Origin of the sequence: Ekhidna sp., from assembly GCF_965221965.1 — a bacterium.
GTDB lineage: Bacteria > Bacteroidota > Bacteroidia > Cytophagales > Cyclobacteriaceae > Ekhidna.
In genome coordinates this window covers 999,383-1,021,550 of the sequence record NZ_OZ244926.1, presented here as the reverse complement: position 1 = coordinate 1,021,550, position 22,168 = coordinate 999,383, and the positions used below count along the sequence as shown (strand labels likewise).

The following is a 22,168-nucleotide window of genomic DNA, read 5'->3' as shown; positions in this document are numbered from 1 at the left end:
ACACTAGTTAGTGAGTTAATCATTCATCAATATTGATTCAAAATCAAAAAACGAAATGATTCCTGAATCTTTACCTCAATGGGTCTGGCCAATTAAGCACCATTACCTGGAATCATTACGTACTCAAATCAAGGACATAGTGAAGAGCCAAGAAAACTATAACTGAATTGGTCAAACGTAATTATGCGAAAAATTACCCTTAATGAGGCGGAGAAAGTCGTTAGTATACTTACCGATTCCTTCCAAACCAATCCGAGTGCTTTGTGGGTAATCAAGCAGGATGAAAAAGTGCAGGATCGTTTGAGAGCTCTTGTTGAATATGCTGTAAAGACCGGCCTGGAGAATGAAGGAGTGTTTCTTTCGGATGATGAAAGTGCAGCGGCAATCTGTTTCGAAGAACCAGTTAGACCCTCCTTCTCTTCCTATTTTAATCAGCTACAATTGATTCGAAAAGCCATCGGTTTTTCTCGTTTGCCTCATGTCCTAAAACGAGAGGAATACTTGAAAAAGCATCGACCAAAGGAATCATACCTCAACTTTTGGTTTCTTGGTGTAGCTCCAGATTGCAAAGGGGGTAGTGGGGTGCAAGATCTGAAGCATGGTATTTTTCGCCTTTCTGCAGAACTGCAGCTTTTCATCCTCATTGAAACCTCCGTAGAGCGAAATAAAAACGTTTATGACCGCTTCGGTTTTCACGTTTATCACATATGGAAACCATCCACGGAATATACACTTTGGTTCATGAAAAGAGAACCAAAGCTTCCAGAGATAATTATTTAACTTTAATAGGACCTTTAATAAAACCTTAACTGATATGAAGAGAATTATTATTGTTTTACTCACTTTTTCAATTCTTCCCCTCAGCGGTCAAGAAAAAAAGAGACTAACATTAGATCACTATCAGGATTATGAATGGACATCTGATCCATCACTCTCACCTGATGGAAAACAGATCTTATATTCAAGGACCTGGATTAACCTCGTAGATGATAAGCGCGAGACGGATCAATGGATCATGAATAGTGATGGATCTATGAATCGTTTTTTTCTAAATGGATCAAATGGGAAATGGTCGCCTGATGGTAACAAAATAGCTTTTACAAAAAAGGGTGAACCGGATGGAACACAAATATTTGTCAAATATCTTGGCGTAGAGGGAGAACCAACTCAGATTACCAAGTTGGAAAAATCGCCTTCGAGCATGGAGTGGTCACCGGACAGCAAATTCATTGCTTTTATTATGCATGTTGATTCCAAGCCAGCACTCATACCACAAGGGGTTCCTTCACCACCAAAAGGTGCATCATGGACTGAATCTCCTAAAGTTATTGATCAGGTTGATTACACTCAGGATCGAGTAGGTTTTCTTGACCGGGGCTTCAGACAACTATTTATTGTGCCAGCGGAAGGTGGTACTGCCAGACAAATAACTTTCGGAGAGTTGGAAGATATTTCAGGGGGCATAGCGTGGACCAAAGACAGTAAGTCTATTATTTTCAGCAGCTATCAGAAGCCAGATGCAGCTTACGCTAGAGGACAATCAAACCTCTATTCTGTAGATGTAAATAACCTGGAAGTAAAAGAACTCACAAAAAGAGAAGGAACTGAATCATCGCCTAAAGTTTCACCTGATGGATCAAAAATTGCATTCGTAGGATCTACCTGGACGAAAAATTTCTATCAAGAAAGGAAAATGTATGTTATGAATGCTGATGGTTCGAATTTGGAATGTATAAGTAAAAGTTTAGATCAGACTCCCGGGTCAGCTATTTGGGATGCTAATAGTACAGGCGTTTACTTCAATGTGCGTGAATTTGGGCAAAGCAATGTCTATTATGCAGATATAAAAGGAAGGGTTAGAAAGGTCACTTCGGGAAATCACATCCTTTCAATGAATGATATGGCCCAGGGAAAAGCTGTAGCAACCTGGAGCAATCCATCTAACCCAAGTGATATTGTAAGCTTCCCAATAGATAAACCCTCCAACATTCAACAACTTACAGAAGTAAACAGTGACATTTTCTATGATGTAGTTTTCGGAGAGGTTGAAGAGATTAATTATAAATCTGTGGATGGACTTGAAATACAAGGATGGATAGTAAAACCACCTCAGTTTGATCCAAATAAGAAATATCCTCTAGTTCTGCGAATCCACGGGGGACCTCATGGAATGTACAATGTTGGGTTTAACTACAACTTCCAATTACATGCCGCTCAGGACCAAGTGGTGCTTTACACTAACCCGAGAGGATCCACTGGTTATGGTTACACATTTGCCAATGCAATTCAAAATGCTTATCCCGGTAACGACTATGATGATTTAATGGCTGGGGTCGATGAAGTAATCGCTAAAGGTTATATTGATGAAAGTAGGATGTATGTTTATGGTGGAAGTGGTGGAGGAGTCTTAACTAGTTGGATTGTAGGGCAAACTGATAGGTTTGCAGCGGCTTCAGTTAACTATCCGGTTACAAACTGGTTTTCGTTTGTGGGGACTACAGACGGATCTGGCTGGTACTACAATTTTGAGAAGTATCCATGGGAAGATCCTAGTGAGCACATAAAAAGATCACCACTTATGTATGTTGAGAATGTGAAAACACCAACAATGCTAATGTGTGGTGAAGACGACCTAAGAACGCCAATATCTCAAACTGAGGAGTACTATCAGGCCCTAAAAATGAACAAGGTTCCGACGGTCATGATACGTTTTAACGATGAATATCATGGAACATCAAGCAAACCCTCTAATTTTCTTAGAACACATGGATATATAAACGCATGGTTTGATAAACATGCTGTAAAAAAGGGCCTATCAGAGGTGATTGAAAAAAAATAAACAGACCATTTGTAAAAACCGAATCGATGATTCGACTTTTACGTTTATCACACGTGGAAACCATCCACGGATTACTCACTATGGTTCATGAAAAGGGATTCACACTAAACCAGTTGATTGGTTAACTTTTCATTATAATCAATCCCTGACTTAATGCGATACTTATATTTCTTTGGAATAGTTGGAACGATGTTTTGTTCCTGCACCTCCTCTAACAAGTCTGAATCAACGACCGAACCCATTGAAGTACTCAATGGTGATGTTCGAATCGCCTATGAAATCCATGGAAAAGGAGAGCTAACCATTCTATTAGTACATGGATGGTGCATTGATCAAACCTATTGGGATAGCCAGGTGGATGCATTGAAGTCCGGATATCGTGTGATCACGATGGACTTGCCGGGCTTTGGCAAATCCGGAACGAACCGTGAGGAATGGACCATCGAAGCATACGGTGAAGATGTGAATGCGCTCATCAATCAACTTAATCTTTCCAGGGTGGTGCTTGTGGGACACTCCATGGGTGGAAATGTGATCCTGGAAGCAGCCACAAAAAGTGATAAAATCATTGCTTTGATTGGTATTGATAATTTTAAAGATGTGGGCTCAGAACTCACCGATGAGGTGCAGGAGCAAGTGGATGCATTCCTGCAAATGCTGGAAGACAATTTCTCCGAAATAGCACCAGCTTATGCAGAAGGATCACTTTTTCACAACAGCACAGACAGTTTAGTGAAGAAACGGGTAATGGAAGATTTTGCCGCCAACAATCCACAGAGCGCTATCGGAAGTCTAAAAGCCTTGCTGGAATATGGATCGAAAGAACAGGAATTACTTTCACAAATAGACCAGCCACTTTATTTGATAAATAGCAACGCCTCCCCTACCAGCAGTGCAGCGCTAGACTCAACCGGCATATACTATGAGGTACTTGAGATTGACTCTACAGGCCACTACCCAATGATTGAGAAACCGGAAGTGTTCAATAGCTTATTGAAAGAGGCGCTTGACAGAATCAAAGAACGAATACGATGAAAATCAACCTACTTCAGGGTGACATCACTAAGCGCAAGGTGGATGTAATCGTCAATGCAGCCAACAGCAGACTACTTGGAGGCGGAGGTGTTGATGGAGCCATCCATCGGGCAGGTGGTCGAGCGATTTTGGAGGAATGTAAGGTTATCGGAGGATGCGAAACGGGACAGGCTGTGATTACCACAGCAGGTGATTTACAGGCCAAATTTGTCATCCATACCGTAGGCCCTGTTTGGCAAGGTGGAGATGCTCATGAGGAGACACTCCTTCGCTCCTGTTACATAAAGTCGCTCAAACTGGCTGAAGAATACAACCTTAAAACCATCGCCTTTCCCAATATTAGCACCGGAATCTATCGCTTTCCCAAAAAACGAGCAGCAGAAATTGCTGTTGATAGTGTGCGTTCTTTTTCAGCAAGCGTGATTCAGGAGGTGACCTTTGTCTGCTTTGAAGGGGAAAACTACCAGCTATATAAAAACCTGCTCGAATATTGATCCCATGCTGATTATTAGGGAATTCAAGCGTATATTTCCAGTTGGTAATCACCACCACACAATCACATGATCCGCTTTGTAGAGCATATTTTAAAAAACTTCCTGGAATCTCCCAGGTTCCAGAATTTCATCACATTCATCATCATTATTAACTCCATTCTTATTGGACTGGAGACGTATCCGGAGGTCGTTAAGGATTATGATGCCACTATCGACGCTTTTGACATGGTCATTTTGGTGTGCTTTACCATTGAGATCGTTCTTAAAATATTTATCTACCGAAAGAAGTTCTTCACCAATGGATGGGACCTTTTTGACTTCTTCGTGGTAGGTATTTCAATCCTGCCAGCAGCAGGTTCCTTCTCTATTTTTCGGGCACTCAGGATCATCAGAACGCTTCGATTGCTCAAAAGTCTTCCTAAGCTTCGCTTGATCATCGAGTCACTGCTTCACTCCTTACCGAGTATCGGTTGGATTGTGGTGCTTCTGGCAATTGTTTACTATATCTATGCTGTAGTAGGGTACAATCTATTTTCTGCAGGGTATCCGGAGTACTTCGGGACATTGACAGATGCACTGTTCACACTTTTCCAGATCATGACCCTGGAAAGTTGGTCCTCTGCCATTGCACGTCCTGTCATGGATGGGGTACCCTATTCGGCAATATATTTTGTCACCTTCATTTTGATCGCTACCTATACAACATTAAATGTCTTTATTGCAATTGTAGTAAACACAATGAATCAACTGGCCATGGAAGGCATGAAGGAAGAGGAAGAACACATTAAAATGTTTGTAGCTCAACAGAATAAACTTTTGCATAAAAAGCTAGATAAGCTTCAAGATGAAATCTCTTCCCTGAAAAAGGGAAAAAACTGACCATCGTCCTTTCAATTTTTTTATTGAGTGGCTGTAACAATTAAGATTTCTCCGGATCAAAGAAGAAATTTTATACAAACAGACCATGAAAAAAACACTATTAAGCATTACAATTTTATGTACCCAGTTGGCATTCGCGCAGACGCCTATCAAAGTAGAAAAAGAAGGTGAAGGCATTCCAATCCTCTTTTTGCCTGGTTTCACGACACCCGGATCTGTGTGGAATGAAACCATTAAAAATCTGAAGGGTAGTTATGAAACGCACACTGTCTCATACGCTGGCTTCAATGGACTGGAGTCCATTGGTACTCCGTGGTATGCCCCGATTAAAGATCACCTGATCGAGTACATCAATGAAGAGAAACTCACCAACCTGACTGTAGTTGGTCATAGTATGGGTGGAAATCTGGCTACTGATCTGGCGGCTGCACTTGGAGATAAAGTCAGCGGCTTAATACTTGTCGATGCACTTCCCTGCATGCGAGACCTGATGATGCCGGGAGTCTCAGCAAATTCATTGCAGTATGACAGTCCATACAACAACCAAATGCTGGAAATGCCGGATGATGCATTTAAAAATACAGCGCTGATGATGGCCAGGAATATGACCAATAGTGAAGACAAAATAGAGCTCATTGCAAGCTGGTCAATCGAGGCAGATCGTAAAACCTATGTTTATGGATATACAGATCTGTTGAAACTGGACCTAAGACCTTCTTTGCAGGATATTCAGATTGAAACATTGATACTAGGGTGCTACTTTTCCATCAAGAGAAATGGCCCAGCAGACGTTTGAAAAGCAATACGCAAACTTGAAAAACAAAACGATAGCACTGGCAGATAATAGCAAACATTTTATCATGTTTGATCAGCCGGAATGGCTATACTCACAGATCAACAGCTACCTATCACGCAATGCCCAATAATCACCAGTTTTTTGAGTCCCTGCACGCTGATTACTACCCGATGGTCTATCAGATGTGCAAGGGGTTTGTAAAAGGGGATGGAGATCTGGCTTCCGACCTGGCTCAGGAAGCTCTTATCAATACCTGGAGGTCGCTCTCAAAATTTAGAGGAGCCTCCAGTTATAAGACCTGGATCTATCGAATTACGGTAAACACCTGTCTCAAATACTTACGTGACAATAAAGCTAAAAACCAGACCACTATTGATGAGGACATTCCGATTCCTGACACAGAAACATCCAAAGATGAAACACACCAGGAGCTTTACCAGGCCATTGGTAAACTAGGTGAAGTAGATCGGTTGATCATTATGATGGTGCTGGACGAACTGGAATATGAAGAGATAGCAAGTGTCATCGGAATAAGTGAAAGTAACCTGCGAGTAAAGATCCATCGGATCAAAAAGAAACTTAAAACAATATTATCCAATGAGTGACCCAATTGATGACTTAAAAAACAAGTGGAATAAGGCCAAAACAAGCGGACCTGATAGAGCATCCACAACACATATAATTGAGCTATCAAAAAAGAAAATGCGTGGTGCAGTAAAAATGCACATCGGCAACATTGCAGTTCTTACGATCTCTCTAATTGGAATATCAGCGTTCTTCGTATATGTTGCTCCACTTCAAGAGACATTAAGCCATATTGGTATTGCAATGATGCTTGGAGGATTGTTCATTCGGATCATGATCGAGTGCTTCAGTATCTATCGCTCTTCCAAAGTTGATTTTAGCGAAACTGCAATGGAAGCGAGTAATAAAACAATGAGCTTCTATTCGTATCGCAAGCGAATTCATGGACCTGTTACCGTTGGCATTCTAATAGCCTACACGGTCGGTTTTTATATATTGACACCAGAGTTTTCCAACTATTTCACAACCACTCAAGTAGTACTAATGGATGTTAGTTATCTCTTTGCAGCAGCAATTTTTAGCTTTTCCATCCGTAAGGCGATAAAGGATGAAATGAGAATACTGAACGAGCTGAAGGATTTACAAAAAGAAATAGCACAAGATTAGCTATTATTTTGAGATGGAAATGCACTAAATTTCGATGGTCACATCTTACCGCCTAATGTTTGAAACCGGTTGATGTGTTAAGCCTAACATCAATGAAAAGAACGCTAAAAATCCTTGGGTATGGGCTGGGTACGCTCATATCCATTCTCATTATCCTGCTAATAGTTATCAATGCACAAGATCTGCCTTCATATGAAGTAAAAACCGTTGAATTCCAGCGAAGTAATAGCCCAGAAGCGATAGAACGAGGTAGAAAACTCACCGCTATGCTGTGTGCCAATTGCCACATGGATCGCTCAACAGGTAAACTGACAGGTCAAAAAATGAAAGATGCTCCAGCTGAGTTTGGAGAGATTTTTTCTCCCAATATTACACAGGACAAAACCTACGGGATCGGAGACTGGACCGACGGAGAAATCGTGTATCTACTGCGTACTGGGATCAAGAGAGACGGTAAGTATGCACCTCCATATATGGCAAAATTGCCACTAATGGCAGATAAAGATATTGATGCAATCATCTCGTTCCTCCGATCTGATCATCGAATGGTAGCTGCTGAGAGCAAACCTGATATACCGACAAAGCCATCCCTGCTTACAAAGTTGCTTTGCAAGATAGCTTTCAAGCCTTTTCCTATGCCTGAAGAAACTATTCCTATGCCAGACACAACAAATAGTCTTGAATTGGGTAAGTATCTGGCTCACAATTTGGAGTGCTTTTCATGCCACTCTGCGGATTTCAAATCCAATAATTACCTGGATCCTACCCAAAGCGCCGGATATTTTGGTGGTGGCAATGAGCCACTGGATATGAAAGGAAGGGTTAGGCCTACGGCAAACCTGACTCCTGATAACGAAACCGGTATTGGAAACTGGACCAAGGGTCAATTTATTAAAGCGGTAAAATTTGGATTGAAAGAGGACGAACCTGCACTCTCCTATCCAATGCTCCCATATACCCAATTAATAGATTATGAGGTCGGAGCAATATATGATTACCTGATGACTATACCAGCTATTCCAAATGAAGTACAGCGGGCTATTTATGATTAATCGCAGACTAATATTAATGAAACCAAAAGGCCGGTAGCCCGGCCTTTTTAGTTATTCCCCCTTTTCACATAATTCCTTGATGGACTCTTCAGTACCTCTCTTACCCCAAGTTGGCGCAAACGGGTTTTCAGGTTTATCTTCTTTCTCAAACAGCACCATCGCTTTGAATAAGCTACCACAAGCCTCATCGGTTGAACCACCCATGAACTGAGCAGTACCATATTGCATTCGCCCCATCAGGAAATGCGCTCTCGGATTGTCTGGATTAAGCTTAATTGCCTTTTGAAAAGAGGTGAATGCTAGTCCACTATAAGTCATTCCTCTTGTGGCTGGATCAACCGTTAGCTTAATCATAAGGATATAGCCACGCATGGCCTCAAGTTCTGAATCATTGGGTTTTACGGCTTCTCCTTTTTCCACTTCCTTCATGCCAAGATCGAGGTATTTGTCCTTATCTTCAGCCTTTTCATACATCTCGCTCATGCGCAGATAACCGAAAGCTGAGTAATAGTAAGGCTCCCACCGATCCCCCTCAGCCTCTCCTATTCTGCTGAGCTTGTTAATGACAGCTTGTAGTTCTTCTGGATTCTGAGCTGCAAACATTGCAGGGATATTTTCACCCATGGCTTTTTCAAACTGGCCGTTGGCTAGTGTAAGGGTAGCACAAAGCAGACCCAGTAGAAGTATCATATTCTTTTTCATAATTGATAAGAGTTTATTGATTTAAAGATTTGGTAATTGATTAATGCCTTTATTTTTTGAAAGTGTAATAAACACCCCAAGGAAAATGAATCGCCGAGCCGGTGGCGTAATCGCCCTTGAAGCGTACACACCATTCTCATCCGGTGAGCCGGCAAACTCATATCCATAGATATTGTTGATACCTAATACATTATTGACCATCGCATGGACGATCACCTGATTGTTGTATAAGTAGCTGATGTTAAAGCTCAGATCATGATAAGCAGGAGTCCGTCCGGAATTGAAACCGTCCGCATTTAGGTCATTACAGGTCCGGCTGCTAGCGAATGAATACGTCAGTCCTATCTGACTTTTGATATCCTCAATGAATGTCTTCATGACGAAAGAGAAATTGTGAGTAGAAGCAAAAGTCGGTGTGAATGAACCCGGAAAATCCTGATATTCACGCTCTGTATCCAGGTAGGAATAGCTCACCCAATAGTCTGTGTTATCGAAAGTTTTATTGTCTCTCCAGAAAAGGTCAACACCTCGGGCATATCCACTGCCATTTGATGCGTAGGAAGTCGGATCAAAGATCTGATTGTACCGAACCAATTGATCGTACTGCTTTTCATATGCCTCAATTCTAAAGCTTTGCCCATCTCCCAGCCACTGATAGTTTGCAATAAAATGTGAAGCTTTTTCCGGTTGGGTGGTTGGCTGACTTAATATGATTTGTGTTTGAGGTGCCTGATAAAACTGGCCGTATGCTAATGAAACCTGACTCTTCTCCCCTGTCTTATAAGCAGCAGATAGTCTGGGTGCAAAAGTTTCTTTTGAGGTGAGGTTGTTATGCTCAGCACGAAGGCCTGCCTTAAAGCCCAACGAAGAAGATGCAAACCATTCAGTTTCCAGGAAAGCCGCTCCCATTCGTTCATTAAAGTCTTGAGGCAATACACCAGTCTCATCCTCAAGCACTTGATCAACATCCCGCTGAATCACTTCTGTTCCAACTAAAAAACCCAAGCGATCCGAGTGCTGATAGTCAGTGACGATTTTACTATGAAAGCCTATCAACTCCTGATCTCTACTATCACTGCTCAACGAGGCAAAATCATCACTCTTAGTAAAAGAAGTGCCGGCTCTTATTCCCCATTTTTCACCAACCAACTCGCGGTAAGATGCATTGAAATGTGCATAGTCATTTTCCACTTTTACTGGTAAGTCAACCTCGGGATTTGCAATATCAGATTCGTAGAGCTCCATGTCCGATCGGCTGGCATTGGTATAAAGCTTCAGTATGCCGGTCTTGCTTGTCTTTACCCGATAAGCCAGGTTTGCATTGTATTCCTCCGGCGCTTTATCCCATCGCAGATTTTGATCAACCAAAGCAAAGTAAGGTGTTAGGTTGGTGTATTGAACTTTGCCTGCAAACGAACTCCTTTCAAAGGACCGTGTGGTAGAAACATCAGCTCCTACGGTCATCAGGGAAATATCAGTACGGTCATTCGCGGCAATATCCTTGGATTGCAAAATCAAAGCAGAAGACAAAGCCTGACCGTATTCAGCAGAATATCCGCCTGTAGAGAAGCTCATGCCTTTAAACATAAAAGGAGAAAACCGACTTCTGCCTGGTGTATTGGGCGCAGAGGGACTGTACTCATTATGCACCAGCATCCCATCGATAAAGGTTTTCGTCTCTCTGCCATCTCCTCCTCTCACAAACAATCGTCCCGTTTCGCCAACAGCTTGCGTACCCGGAAGGGTATTCAAGGCCCCTGGTACATCCGCCGTGGCTCCTGCTGTGGTTACAATATCCAGGGGCTTCAAAACTTCCCGCTTGCCCTCCTCTGAAGCATGGAAAGCTCCGGCTGTAATTACCACCGCATTTAATTCGCTTATTTTCTCTTTGAGTACAATGGAGTAATTACCAGGCCCTTCGATAGGTATATTGGCCTGGTGAAAACCAATGAAAGATGCAACAAGTATAAGGCTGTCCTTTTTACCTGTACTGAATGAAAAATCTCCATTGAGATCGGTAGTGGCCCCATCATAGGTCCCTTTTATATATACATTTACCCCTAATAGAGGTTCCCCTGTTTTATCAGTAACGTTTCCTGAGAGTGAAGTCTGTGCAGCCAGGTTGAGGGCCAGCATACACAGAACTGAGAAGAACAATCGTTTCGTGTTTTTGACTTTCAGCATAAGCCAAAAGTCTCCTGACAAATAGACCTCTGCTAATTAGACTGACTGAACTGTAGAAATAACAGGATGAACTGTATCATTCATCAGGAAGCATTGATTTAGCCATTTGTTTGGCGATCTCAACAGTGGATGAGGCCTTGAATGGCTGTTTGAATTGATTTATCCAATAGATAAGCTGTTCTGATTTCTCATGCCCCAGGAAGTGTGAGGTGCCGGGAAGTACGCACAAATTAGATTGAGGCAATGCATTGAAAATTTCCATCGTATGTTCCATTTTCACGGCATCACGATCACCTACCATAAGCATCACAGGCACTTCAACCCCGGCGAGACTATCCATTGGTATCGGTTTCTGCGTCACCATCAACTTTAGATGTTTTTTCATTCGTGGATCAGGAATCTGCTCATAGACATTCATCATTTGTACCAGCTCGGGCTTAAGTCCATCAACGTAGGCATTTGCGCCGGACAGCACCATTCGATCTATTCGCTCGGTATATTTATACCCAAGGATTAGCCCCAGAATGCCACCATCACTATGCCCCCAAATCATGTATTTTTCATATCCCAATGCCTCCATTAGCGCATACACATCATCTGCCATTTCGAAATAATCTAGATCGTCTTCAGTGCAATCACTTTTGCCGTGACACCTGCTGTCCATTCCAATCACTGTGAAATTCTTAGCCAGTTCTGGGATCAAATGATGCTTACCTTTAATTGATCCACCATTCCCATGAAGGATTAAGAGTGGGTCTCCCTCTCCATAAACCTCATAATAAACCTTACCCCAATCAGTTTCAAGGTAGTTGCTTTGTCCCTTTATGCCATTTACTTCCACCTCCTGCTGAGCCAGAGAAACGGAAATACTTGTAATAAATACTAGTGTTAGTCCTAATTTTTTCATTGTTTACCTTTTATCTTGAAGCAAACCTAAAAACGGGTTTCTCCTTATAATTGTAAAAATCAGACAAGTTGATCCTGATCGAAGATCATCCAAGTGACCCACTAGTAGCCAAGTATATCGACCGCTACCAGTACTTCTTTATCAAGGAAAAGGGCTTTTTCAAAACAATCCCTAACGGTAAAATCGAACTGTGCATTGTTCATTCAGGCTCGTTTGAAGTGTGGGATGACATCTCAAACATTTTCAAACCAAATAAACCAAGCGGATTCATACCTGCTACTTCCAGTGTCTCCCTGTACAGGGTTCCAAGTCACCTGCTTTGTATCAATATCAAGTTCAACTTACAGGTTCTCGGTCTTCCTTATTTTGAAGGATTCTTAAAAAACTGGTCTAACCGAGCAGTTACAGACTTTATTCCAAAACAGGGAATCGAAGAAATCCGATCTTTGATAAAGCCAGAACTCAATGACATTCCTGTCAAGAAAATGGATCAGATTTTTGCAACTGCTCTAAAAGAAAATGACTTGAACAATGAAATAGTTAAACTGACAGAGTTAATGGTGGTCTATATTCATGAGGACTTTATAGTGAATTCGCTCGCCGAAGAAATGAATATGTCATCAAAAACATTAGAAAGATTAACAAAGAAGCATTTCAATTTAAGTCCGAAGAATCTATGGAAAGTGATAAGGTTTGAGCATACAACTTCACACATCAAAAGAAGCGATACCCAAAAATTAATCGATTCACTTTCGTATGGTTATTATGACCAATCTCACTTTGTAAAAGAGTGTAAGAAAGTCACCGGATACTCACCAAAAGAATTTTTCTCTAAATTAAAGCTATCAACAAACGATATAATTTTTGAAAATGATAACCTTACAGATAAGCAATAACATGAAAAGTGTAGTATTCACATGCCTTCTACTATTTGGGCTAGGCGCTGCATCTGCCCAAAAATTTGATAAGCAAATCGAGAAGCTTGTAGCACAAACAGAGAAGGACGTCATAGAATGGCGACACTGGTTCCACCAGAATGCAGAGCTTAGTAATCGGGAGTTTAAAACGGCAGAACGCATTACTTCTATTTTGAAAGACATTGGCTATGAGCCACAGACAGGCGTTGCAAAAACGGGAGTTGTAGCAATATTGAAAGGCGGGAAGCCCGGGCCGGTTGTAGGTCTCCGAGCAGATATTGATGGGCTTCCTGTAAAAGAACGTGTGGAGCTTCCATGGGCATCCACGCAGATGGGGGAATACAATGGAGAGCAGGTACCGGTCATGCATGCCTGCGGACATGATACACATATCAGTATATTACTAGGTGTGGCTAAAATGCTTTGGGAAATCAAAGATCAGGTACCGGGCACAGTAAAGTTTATATTTCAGCCAGCTGAAGAAGGAGCTCCAAAAGGAGAAGAGGGAGGTGCAAAACTGATGGTAAAAGAAGGTGTGCTTAAAAACCCGGATGTAGATGCTATTTTCGGTTTACACATAAACGCACAAACCCCGGTAGGTAAAATCAATGTAAGGTCGGAAGGGATCATGGCAGCAGTTAATTCCATGCGAATTGATATCAAAGGAAAACAAGCACATGGTTCAGCACCTTGGGATGGCGTAGACCCAGTGGTGACAGCCGCACAGATGATAAATAACTTTCAATCCATCATTAGCAGAAATATGAAGCTCACCGAAGCGCCTGCGGTAATAACCATTGGAGCCATTCATGGAGGTGTCCGATATAATATTATCCCGGAAGATCTATACATGCTTGGAACCATAAGGACACTGGATGCAGACATGCGGACGCAAATCCTCCAAAGAATCAGAGAAGTAGCACAAAAAACAGGCGAATCAAACAATGCGGAAGTAGAGGTATGGATTGACGAAGGGTACCCTGTCACTTACAATGAGCCAACTCTTTACGAGCAAATGCTTCCAAGCTTGAAACGAGCAGCAGGTGAGGAAAATGTCAATATCATCAAGCCCATTACAGGAGCTGAAGACTTTTCATTTTTTCAGGAACAAGTACCCGGCCTATACTTCTTTGTTGGCGGTTGTCCACCAGACAAAGACCCTAAAAAGGTGGCAGGTCACCACACTCCGGACTTCTATGTGGATGATGCCGGCATGAAGCTGGGCATGAAAGCCATGATGGGACTTACTCTGGATTATATGAATAAGTAATGATTGTTTAAATAGTACAATTTATTATTTAAATAGTTAAAATTAATAAGCATAATGCTTATGATTAATTATGGTACAATACCAATATATAATAGTACTTTTCAGGCCCATCTTTGTCTTATAATTAATTAAAAGACATTGAGCTATGGGTTACTTATTTAATCTTTTTGCCAGGAAGGACAGTCTAAGACTATCAAAGGCAGAATCAGGAGAATGGATGGTCAAAAAGAATCTCAAGATCTTATACATCGGATCTAAAGAGAAGTGTCAAACCTATATGAACCGGCTAAATGTAGCTTGAGCAGGCTAGAGTAAGTTTCATTAGGATAAATAAGCGGTGTATGAAGCCCCACTAATAAGTGGGGTTTTTTGTTTCAGTCTTTATCTCCCCAGAAACCAAATAACCAGTTGCCGGGAGACTTTTCATCGCTGGACCTGAAAAACTCATCTACTGCACGCATGAGCTCCTCCTTTGTGATGTAGTCATCACCATCTCTATCCAGTTTTACAAATGCTTTTGCAGAGTGCTTAATTGGTATATGATAGCACATGAACATATCAGAGTATTCGTTGACCGAGATCACCCCGTCCTTATTAAGGTCAAATGAATCGAAAATGGAACTGATCATATACTTGACCCAGCTTTTATAGATATCCTCATTTCCTTTCTTCAACATGCTATCAAAAAACTCAAGGAAATGCTCTTCATTAGCAACTCCACCTTGTCTTTCAAAGTATTTCTGAAACATCTTCCAGCTTCGAATACTCTTTTCAATTACCGCATCATACTTTTCCGTGCCAGGTTTATACATCCATAAAACACACAAGGATTCGCCAATTTCCCTAAAATCATTCTCCTCTAAAACACCATTTCGATCCTGGTCGAGGACAACACGGAAGTAATGAGAGATTTTCTCTTTTTGAAGTTCTGATAGCATATCACTGTTTTGGATTATCAAAAGATAACATAATATTTTTAATACTCCTGAAGACAAAAAGGTGACCTGCATGATTTTCAGGACGAATGACAAAATAGTCCACTTTTTGATATCTTTATTAAGACCATGGAAGCCCTGTACAAAGAAATTCATCAGAAAAAAGAAATTGTCGTCATTGACTATTCCATGGTCTCTCAAGGTCATTTGCTTGACTTAATGAAGCACTCTTTGGAGGTCATATGCAGCTATGAAAAATCTTCAGCATTAGTACTTGAAATCATGACCGGAGTGAGGCTCAGTAAAGAAATACTGGACTACTTCCCTACTTATTACAAAAAGATCAAGAGCCACGTTTGGAGATGGTCATCAGTAGGATTTGGAAATCTAATATTCACAGAAATGGTCCACAGCAAACAGATTGATCCTCATGCGATCAATCGACAGCACATCGAATGGTTTGAGACAAAAGAAGAAGCGATTGAGTTTTTGATAGGAAAATAGATCAAAAAAATGGCTATTTAAGGTTACTTATAATGGAATGATAGCTGTCCAAAAACAGTGGAGCTACACTCGAAATACTCTTGAGCTCTAGAAACAAAAAACCCCGACATCTCTGTCAGGGCTATGGTGATTGCACAGGGACTCGAACCCCGAACCTGCTGCTTAGAAGGCAGCTGCTCTATCCAGTTGAGCTATGCAACCAACTTGACTGCTTGCGCAGCATTTTGATGCGGAGAGAGGGGGATTATTTCATGATCCCTTTTAGGGGGAGATGAAACAAAATGCTGATACTTTGTATCAGACCAACCTCCTCAAATCCTCTTTCAAGTAAGACTTGAATCGGATTTTCTCCGGTTGCTGCTTACGCAGCATTTTGTTGCGGAGAGAGGGGGATTCGAACCCCCGGTACGATTTCTCGCACGCATGTTTAGCAAACATGTGGTTTCAGCCACTCACCCACCTCTCCGTGGCATTTAGCTCAAATAATTTGACTCTGCTTGCGAGTCAAAACCTTCTTAAAAAAACACCCGTTTACCGGGTACGTCCTAAAAAGGAGTGCAAATATAAAAGTTACCGTCAAAAATCCATTTCGTTGACTCAATTCTTTATCCAATTCATTAATAAATTGTGGTATGAACAAAAATCAAATCCTTCTAGCACTAGTAATCCTTAGTTTTTTCGGCATGAGTGCGGTCTATCTCGACCTGACTGAATTGATCTCAAGCCAAACCGAGGTTCTTGAACCTGTTCGAAAAAAGAAACACGGAGAGGTTAGACAATACACCAAAGACAATAAGCTCAAAACCGTGGTAAATTATGAGCATGGAGAAAAGCATGGCACTTCATATTTGTACCATGATGACGGTGAAACCATCCTCCTGGCAATGCCTTACGAATATGGTAAAAGAGAGGGTGTATCAAGAAAATACTACGAGGACGGACAACTATATGCCGCCACATCATATAAAAATGATAGAATCCACGGTCCAAGAAAAATCTACTACTCCACCGGGCAATTAAAAGCAGTGATTAATTACGGGTATGGCCACCCGGGCACCGGAAGCAAAGAATATCTTATTGATGGTGAAGAAAAAGAGCCTTTGCAAATTATTACCCAAAAAGAGGGAAACATCATTTGGGTAGATACGTCAGAACCATGTGATGAGGCAGTCTTCTACATAGGAAAATTAATCGATGACCAGTTTTTCGATCCTGTCTCTTCAGAGGTTAAAGCCTTAATGGATGAAGATAATAGGTACTATGTCAACATTGACGTTTATACACCGAGCTATCTCAAGTATCAGGATATCATTTGCTCATGTCAAAGCACACAAGGTAATCCAATGGTCTTAAAAACCAGGTTGTACTAACCTTGCCTTTACCGTTCACATTAAAAAATGTTAATCCGCTATAATCCTGTTTAACTCATTCGCTTGATCTGTTAGATTTGCCAACCATGAAGTGGGTAAACTCAGTAGGTACTTTTGAACTAGTTCTTGCGACTACATTTTTAGTCCTGTACCTGGTCTTTATTTGGCGAGTGATCACCACCACCAAAAGACTGGGGTTGCCTGCCACGCGAGTAGCGATTAAAACCATCCTTCGAACAATTTATTTCACCCTTATCATCACTGCATTGCTCGGTCCCAGCTTCGGAGATACCTCAAGGGAAGTGAAAACAGTAGGAAAAGATATTTTCATCTGCATCGATTTGAGCCAATCAATGAATGCCACTGATGTACAGCCATCCAGGTTGGAAAAAGTAAAATTCGAATTAAAAAATATTGTAGAGGCATTTAACTCCGACCGTATCGGGCTCATTATGTTCAGCAGTGAAGCATACATGCAATGCCCGCTCACCTATGATAACAATGCCCTTAACCTTTTCATCCAGACACTGAACACAGAGATGGTTCCAAACTTTGGAACAGACTTTGGACCTCCTCTCGAAATGGCGACTGAAAAGTTAATCGCTGATGATACAGTGATTACCCGATCAAAATCCAAAATCACCATTCTTATTAGTGATGGTGAAGACTTTGGAGATAATACGGATGAGATCGCCGAAGAATTGGAGTCGGAAGGAATAACGCTATTCACTTTAGGGGTGGGAACTAAACAGGGCAGTAAGATCCCAACACGAAATGGATTTAAAACAGATCAGAGTGGAAATGAAGTGGTATCTCAGCTAAACTCTTCTTCTTTGGAAAACCTTGCTGAAAATACCGGAGGAGAATATTTTGAAATAAATGAATCAAGAAACGATGTTGCACGTTTGATTAATGCAATCAATAGTGTAGAAGGAGAAATGAGGGACGCTAAACAAGTAGATGCTACACAGAATCGTTATTTCTATTTTCTCGGCTTTGCATTATTGCTGATGGTTTTGGATGTAGTGTTTAGTGTGAAATTGATCAAATTATGAAAACTTTTTTTGTAATCATATTGGCTTTAGTGATCACGGATCCAAAAGAGATCACAAAAGTGAATGCGCTAAAAAAGGAAGCAGAGGCCGCTTACCTGGCAAAAGATTATGAATTAGCTCTGGCCAAATACACCATGCTACGGGACTCACTAGGAGTGGATGATCCTGCGGTAAAATTAAACCTTGCACACTCTCACTATCACCTGAATGATACTGCAGGAGCTAAAAGGAACTACAATCAATTAGCAACCTCACTTGACAATAAACTGAAGTCCATTGCGCTGCAACAATTAGGGGTAATGAGCAAAGATGCCGGAAAGCTGGAAGAGGCATTACAACAACTCAAATCTGCAATAAAAGCAGACCCGAGAAACCAGGAAGCGAGATATAACTATGAGGTAGTGAAGAAGCTGCTGGAAGAGCAAAAACAACAGCAAGAACAGAATAAGAATCAGGAAAACCAAGATCAGGAAAACAAGGACGGGGAAAACGAAGACGAGCAACAAAAACAGGATCAGCAAAAAGAGGGCGAACAGGAAAATAAAGAAAACCAGCAGGGAGAAAATCAGGAAAAGTCTGAAGAAGAAAAGAAAGAACAGGAGCAACAAAATCAGGAACAAAAGGAAGGTGAAGAGCAAGAGCAGGAGAAGTCCCAGGAGCAAATGACCAAGGAGAAGCTAGAAGAGATGGGCATCAGCGAGGAAAAAGCACGGCAGCTTTTGGAGGCGATGCGACAAAGTGAAATCAAATACTTACAGCATCAGAAAAGAAAAGCAACCAAGCGTCCGCCAAGCGGAAAGCCTGACTGGTAAATGCATCTTACCAGCAGATTACTTTTTACCATCAACTTTTGCGATCTTTGCGGTCCCGATCTGAACCATCGGGACTTTTTATTGATTTTATCATAACAACATAAACCAAGTACTCGATGAAAGAAGTTTACATAGCCTCGGCAGTTCGCACCCCCATTGGAAGTTTCGGGGGAAAACTCTCCGGTTTTTCAGCCACTCAATTAGGCACCTTTGCCATCAAAGGAGCCCTGGATAAATCAGGTGTAGCTGCAGACCAGGTCAATGAAGTATTTATGGGGAATGTCCTTTCAGCAAACCTTGGACAGGCGCCTGCAAGACAGGCTGCAATTGGGGCTGGAATCGGCCATAATGTTCCTTGTACCACTGTAAATAAAGTATGTTCATCAGGAATGAAGTCAGTGATGCTAGGCGCACAGTCTATCATGCTAGGCATCAACGACGTGGTAGTAGCAGGAGGAATGGAGAGCATGTCCAATGTTCCTTACTATGTACCTAAAGCACGATTCGGTTACAAGTATGGTCACGGTCAGATGGTAGATGGATTGATGCATGATGGACTATGGGAAGTTTACAATGGCTTCCCAATGGGGAATTGTGCAGACAATACAGCAAAAGAAATGAATATCTCACGCGAGGCTCAGGATGAATACGCCATCAACTCGTATAAGCGAGTAGCCTCAGCTACAGAGGCTGGTGAGTTTAAAGATGAGATAGTTCCTGTTGAAATTCCTCAGCGAAAAGGAGATCCGGTAGTGATGGATGAGGATGAGGAATTCAGAAATGTAAACTTCGATAAGATTCCGTCTCTTCGTCCGGTTTTTGGAAAAGAAGGAACCGTAACTGCAGCAAATGCATCTACAATCAATGACGGTGCATCTGCTCTTGTTTTGGTGAGCAAAGAAAAAGCCGAGGAACTTGGCCTTACACTGATCGCCAAGATCAAAGGGTTTGGTGATGCTGCCCAGGAGCCAATCTGGTTTACCACCGCTCCTGCCCTGGCCATCCCTAAAGCACTTGCTCACGCAGGAATAGAACAAAGCGATGTGGATTTCTGGGAAATAAATGAGGCATTTTCGGCAGTAGCTATTGCCAATCAGCAAAAATTAGGACTAGATGCTGAGAAACTAAACGTATTTGGAGGTGCGGTAGCTATTGGTCACCCGCTAGGAACCTCTGGTGCACGAATCATCACTACCCTTGTTAATGTCCTTAACAAGAAGGGTGGTAAGATCGGCTGTGCAGGTATTTGCAACGGAGGTGGAGGCGCTTCTGCTATCGTAGTGGAGAAGGTTTAATCTAAATTCAACAATTTATAAATTAGCCCTGCGTTTACCCGTTGGGCTTTTTTTATTCGTTATGATCAAATCACCATTATTCATTCTAACACTCGTTTTTTGCTTTTCTGCTTTCTCACAAACCAAGGTCAAAACCTACTATGAAAGTGGACAACTCAAAGAGGAATATCATATCCTAAACGGAGACAGTTCTCAGGTAGATGGTGGATATAAAATGTATGACCTTAAGGGTAATGTCATTGTCTCCGGAAACTTTGATCAGGGCAATAAAGAAGGAGTCTTCTACAATTACTACCCTGATGGAAGTATTCAGCGAGAGACCATTTATCGACAAAATCTTAGAGAGGGGTTAACCCAAGTCTTTACTCCCTCCGGTCAGCTGATCCAGGAGGCGACTTTCAGCAACGACACTCTGGTTGGTAAGATCAAGCTCTATGATGAGAAAGGAAAACTAAAAGGCACCACCTCCTTTGAAGGAGGTAAACCCGATGGACCCGTCTATTCCTATTACGCGAATGGAAATATTAAAGAAGAAACCCATTACGAAAATGGCAGACCAAATGGCACTACGATAAAATATTACGAGAACGGCAACATTCAACTAATCGCCAACTATCAAAATGGTCTTCTGGATGGCGATTACAAGACCTTCTATCCTTCAGGTAAATTAGAAATGGAAGTCGTGAATAAGCGTGGGGATAAAAGTGGCTCGGTAAAAATGTATCATGAAAACGGCCAGCTCAAGGCGATAGGAAATTATTCAGAGAGCGCTTTACAAGGTGACTACCTGGTTTATTTTGAAAATGGAGAAACCAAGAGTGAATACAAATACAAGGATGGATACAGAGTGGGTAAAAGCCTGGACTATCATGAAAACGGAGAAGTAAGGTTGGAATCCAGTTTTTCAAATAATGGCAAGAATGCGTCAATCAAAGAATACACAGAAAAAGGTCAGCTTGTTGCGCAAAAGGAATTGGAAAATGAGCTACCACACGGCACCTGGAAATCCTGGGATGATAAGGGGAAATTGCTTTCTATAGAAAGATATGAAAAAGGCAAACCTCATGGCCTGCAGGAAGTCTTTGATGATGGGGAAAAAATATCCGAAACCACCTACCGGTTTGGAAACAAATATGGGGCACATAAAGAGTTTCATTCCAATGGTAAACTAAAGGTTGAGGCAACTTATGAGCTCAATAAGTTGCAAGGAGAGTACACTTCCTATTACAAAAACGGTCAGGTCGAATACACTGGAAAATACGTAAGAAATAGAAGACATGGTGAGTGGAAATACTTTGACAAAAAAGGAAATCTGGAGGAGGTGATTACTTACAAACACGGTGAGCAAATAAAGGAAAAATAAGATGTATTTAACATCCTCAGAGGTATCCGCCTAACTCATCACAACAGACTCATAAAAAAGGTTATTAAAGGATTAAGATGAAAAATGAGTAAATTCAATGGGTAAAACAATAAAGTCCATGATCATGAAAAACAAACTCTATTTTTTGCTCCTACTCACCGCCCCACTTTTCCTGATAAACTGTGGGGATGACGATGATGACAATGGCTATCTGTCGGCGTTAGTTGGCACCTGGGAATCAACTTCTATCACTGTCAGCAATTGTCCATCTGCTGATGATAATGGGACGATAACGTGTGACCCATTTTGCATTAATATAGAAATTAATGCAGATGGAACTTACACTTTACAACAAGCAAACCCTGAGACACAGCAAATTGAAACTGAAAACGGAACATTAACTGTTACAGTATCCACCATTCATTTATGTGAAGATGGGGATTCCTGTGACGATAACGATCCGGCAAATTATGTAAAAAACAGTGATACTCAACTCACAGTCACATTTTTCAGTGATGAGTGTCAAAATACGGCGGTTTTTACTAAGCAGTAAAGAATGAAAGTATTG

General features: G+C 41.5%; 22 protein-coding genes and 2 tRNA genes. 18 read left to right on the top strand and 6 right to left on the bottom strand.

Going from position 1 to position 22,168, the window contains the following annotated elements:
* Positions 1–183: 183 nt before the first annotated feature.
* The 9 genes from ACOQON_RS05045 (at position 184) to ACOQON_RS05005 (ending at position 8,286) form a co-directional block, all read left to right on the top strand.
* On the top strand, positions 184–780 hold the full coding sequence (locus ACOQON_RS05045) for a hypothetical protein (protein ID WP_420577837.1): 597 nt from the start codon (positions 184–186) through the stop codon (positions 778–780).
* Positions 781–814: 34 nt separating this feature from the next.
* Positions 815–2,839 (top strand): prolyl oligopeptidase family serine peptidase, encoded by a 2,025-nt coding sequence (locus ACOQON_RS05040; protein WP_420577836.1) that lies wholly within the window; start codon positions 815–817, stop codon positions 2,837–2,839.
* Between the two features lie 153 nt (positions 2,840–2,992).
* On the top strand, positions 2,993–3,874 hold the full coding sequence (locus ACOQON_RS05035; protein WP_420577835.1) for an alpha/beta fold hydrolase: 882 nt from the start codon (positions 2,993–2,995) through the stop codon (positions 3,872–3,874).
* On the top strand, positions 3,871–4,368 hold the full coding sequence (locus ACOQON_RS05030) for an O-acetyl-ADP-ribose deacetylase (protein WP_420577834.1): 498 nt from the start codon (positions 3,871–3,873) through the stop codon (positions 4,366–4,368). The genes ACOQON_RS05035 and ACOQON_RS05030 overlap by 4 nt, the downstream gene beginning before the upstream one ends.
* Before the next feature lie 66 nt (positions 4,369–4,434).
* Positions 4,435–5,247, top strand: coding sequence for an ion transporter (locus ACOQON_RS05025; protein ID WP_420577833.1), 813 nt, complete (start codon positions 4,435–4,437; stop codon positions 5,245–5,247).
* A gap of 85 nt (positions 5,248–5,332) precedes the next feature.
* Entirely contained in the window at positions 5,333–6,043 is a 711-nt protein-coding gene (locus ACOQON_RS05020; protein ID WP_420577832.1) for an alpha/beta hydrolase, read from the top strand.
* A 119-nt stretch (positions 6,044–6,162) separates the two neighbouring features.
* Complete coding sequence (locus ACOQON_RS05015; protein WP_420577831.1) at positions 6,163–6,648, top strand: RNA polymerase sigma factor; 486 nt, start codon at positions 6,163–6,165, stop codon at positions 6,646–6,648.
* Complete coding sequence (locus ACOQON_RS05010; RefSeq protein ID WP_420577830.1) at positions 6,641–7,234, top strand: hypothetical protein; 594 nt, start codon at positions 6,641–6,643, stop codon at positions 7,232–7,234. Before ACOQON_RS05015 ends, ACOQON_RS05010 begins: the two co-directional genes overlap by 8 nt.
* 92 nt (positions 7,235–7,326) lie before the next feature.
* Positions 7,327–8,286 carry a c-type cytochrome gene (locus tag ACOQON_RS05005; protein WP_420577829.1) on the top strand — a complete coding sequence of 320 codons (960 nt, stop codon included), beginning with the start codon at positions 7,327–7,329 and terminating at the stop codon, positions 8,284–8,286.
* Positions 8,287–8,337: 51 nt separating this feature from the next.
* On the opposite strand, the gene ACOQON_RS05000 is transcribed toward ACOQON_RS05005, so the two are convergent.
* From ACOQON_RS05000 to ACOQON_RS04990, 3 genes are all read right to left on the bottom strand, one after another.
* The gene (locus ACOQON_RS05000; RefSeq protein WP_420577828.1) at positions 8,338–8,988 is read right to left on the bottom strand and encodes a hypothetical protein; all 651 of its coding nucleotides are present in this window, start codon (positions 8,986–8,988) and stop codon (positions 8,338–8,340) included.
* A 21-nt stretch (positions 8,989–9,009) separates the two neighbouring features.
* On the bottom strand, positions 9,010–11,172 hold the full coding sequence (locus ACOQON_RS04995; RefSeq protein WP_420577827.1) for a carboxypeptidase-like regulatory domain-containing protein: 2,163 nt from the start codon (positions 11,170–11,172) through the stop codon (positions 9,010–9,012).
* 76 nt (positions 11,173–11,248) lie between these two features.
* Positions 11,249–12,079, bottom strand: coding sequence for an alpha/beta fold hydrolase (locus ACOQON_RS04990; RefSeq protein WP_420577826.1), 831 nt, complete (start codon positions 12,077–12,079; stop codon positions 11,249–11,251).
* Between the two features lie 68 nt (positions 12,080–12,147).
* On the opposite strand from ACOQON_RS04990, the gene ACOQON_RS04985 reads away from it, so the two are divergent.
* Positions 12,148–12,975 carry a helix-turn-helix domain-containing protein gene (locus ACOQON_RS04985; protein ID WP_420577825.1) on the top strand — a complete coding sequence of 276 codons (828 nt, stop codon included), beginning with the start codon at positions 12,148–12,150 and terminating at the stop codon, positions 12,973–12,975.
* 1 nt (position 12,976) lies between these two features.
* Positions 12,977–14,266, top strand: coding sequence for an amidohydrolase (locus ACOQON_RS04980; protein WP_420577824.1), 1,290 nt, complete (start codon positions 12,977–12,979; stop codon positions 14,264–14,266).
* Positions 14,267–14,640: 374 nt separating this feature from the next.
* Here the strand turns inward: ACOQON_RS04980 and ACOQON_RS04975 are convergent, their stop codons facing one another.
* A complete protein-coding gene (locus ACOQON_RS04975) occupies positions 14,641–15,204 on the bottom strand; it encodes an EF-hand domain-containing protein (RefSeq protein WP_420577823.1) in 564 nt (187 codons plus the stop codon).
* 126 nt (positions 15,205–15,330) lie between these two features.
* On the opposite strand from ACOQON_RS04975, the gene ACOQON_RS04970 reads away from it, so the two are divergent.
* Positions 15,331–15,705 carry a hypothetical protein gene (locus ACOQON_RS04970; RefSeq protein WP_420577822.1) on the top strand — a complete coding sequence of 125 codons (375 nt, stop codon included), beginning with the start codon at positions 15,331–15,333 and terminating at the stop codon, positions 15,703–15,705.
* Positions 15,706–15,829: 124 nt separating this feature from the next.
* Here ACOQON_RS04970 and ACOQON_RS04965 read toward each other — a convergent pair.
* A tRNA-Arg gene (locus ACOQON_RS04965) sits at positions 15,830–15,906 on the bottom strand.
* Positions 15,907–16,084: 178 nt separating this feature from the next.
* Positions 16,085–16,171, bottom strand: a tRNA-Ser gene (locus ACOQON_RS04960).
* Between the two features lie 166 nt (positions 16,172–16,337).
* Between ACOQON_RS04960 and ACOQON_RS04955 the strand changes: the two genes are divergently transcribed.
* From ACOQON_RS04955 to ACOQON_RS04930, 6 genes are all read left to right on the top strand, one after another.
* Positions 16,338–17,075 carry a toxin-antitoxin system YwqK family antitoxin gene (locus ACOQON_RS04955; protein WP_420577821.1) on the top strand — a complete coding sequence of 246 codons (738 nt, stop codon included), beginning with the start codon at positions 16,338–16,340 and terminating at the stop codon, positions 17,073–17,075.
* A gap of 86 nt (positions 17,076–17,161) precedes the next feature.
* On the top strand, positions 17,162–18,130 hold the full coding sequence (locus tag ACOQON_RS04950) for a vWA domain-containing protein (protein WP_420577820.1): 969 nt from the start codon (positions 17,162–17,164) through the stop codon (positions 18,128–18,130).
* Positions 18,127–18,942, top strand: a complete 816-nt coding sequence (locus ACOQON_RS04945; protein WP_420577819.1) for a hypothetical protein — start codon at positions 18,127–18,129, stop codon at positions 18,940–18,942. The genes ACOQON_RS04950 and ACOQON_RS04945 overlap by 4 nt, the downstream gene beginning before the upstream one ends.
* Positions 18,943–19,058: 116 nt before the next feature.
* A complete protein-coding gene (locus ACOQON_RS04940; protein ID WP_420577818.1) occupies positions 19,059–20,237 on the top strand; it encodes an acetyl-CoA C-acyltransferase in 1,179 nt (392 codons plus the stop codon).
* A 61-nt stretch (positions 20,238–20,298) separates the two neighbouring features.
* Positions 20,299–21,600, top strand: coding sequence for a toxin-antitoxin system YwqK family antitoxin (locus tag ACOQON_RS04935; protein ID WP_420577817.1), 1,302 nt, complete (start codon positions 20,299–20,301; stop codon positions 21,598–21,600).
* A gap of 97 nt (positions 21,601–21,697) precedes the next feature.
* Positions 21,698–22,153: a hypothetical protein gene (locus ACOQON_RS04930; protein ID WP_420577816.1), complete on the top strand. Its 456-nt coding sequence runs from the start codon at positions 21,698–21,700 to the stop codon at positions 22,151–22,153.
* The last annotated feature ends 15 nt before the right edge of the window (positions 22,154–22,168 follow it).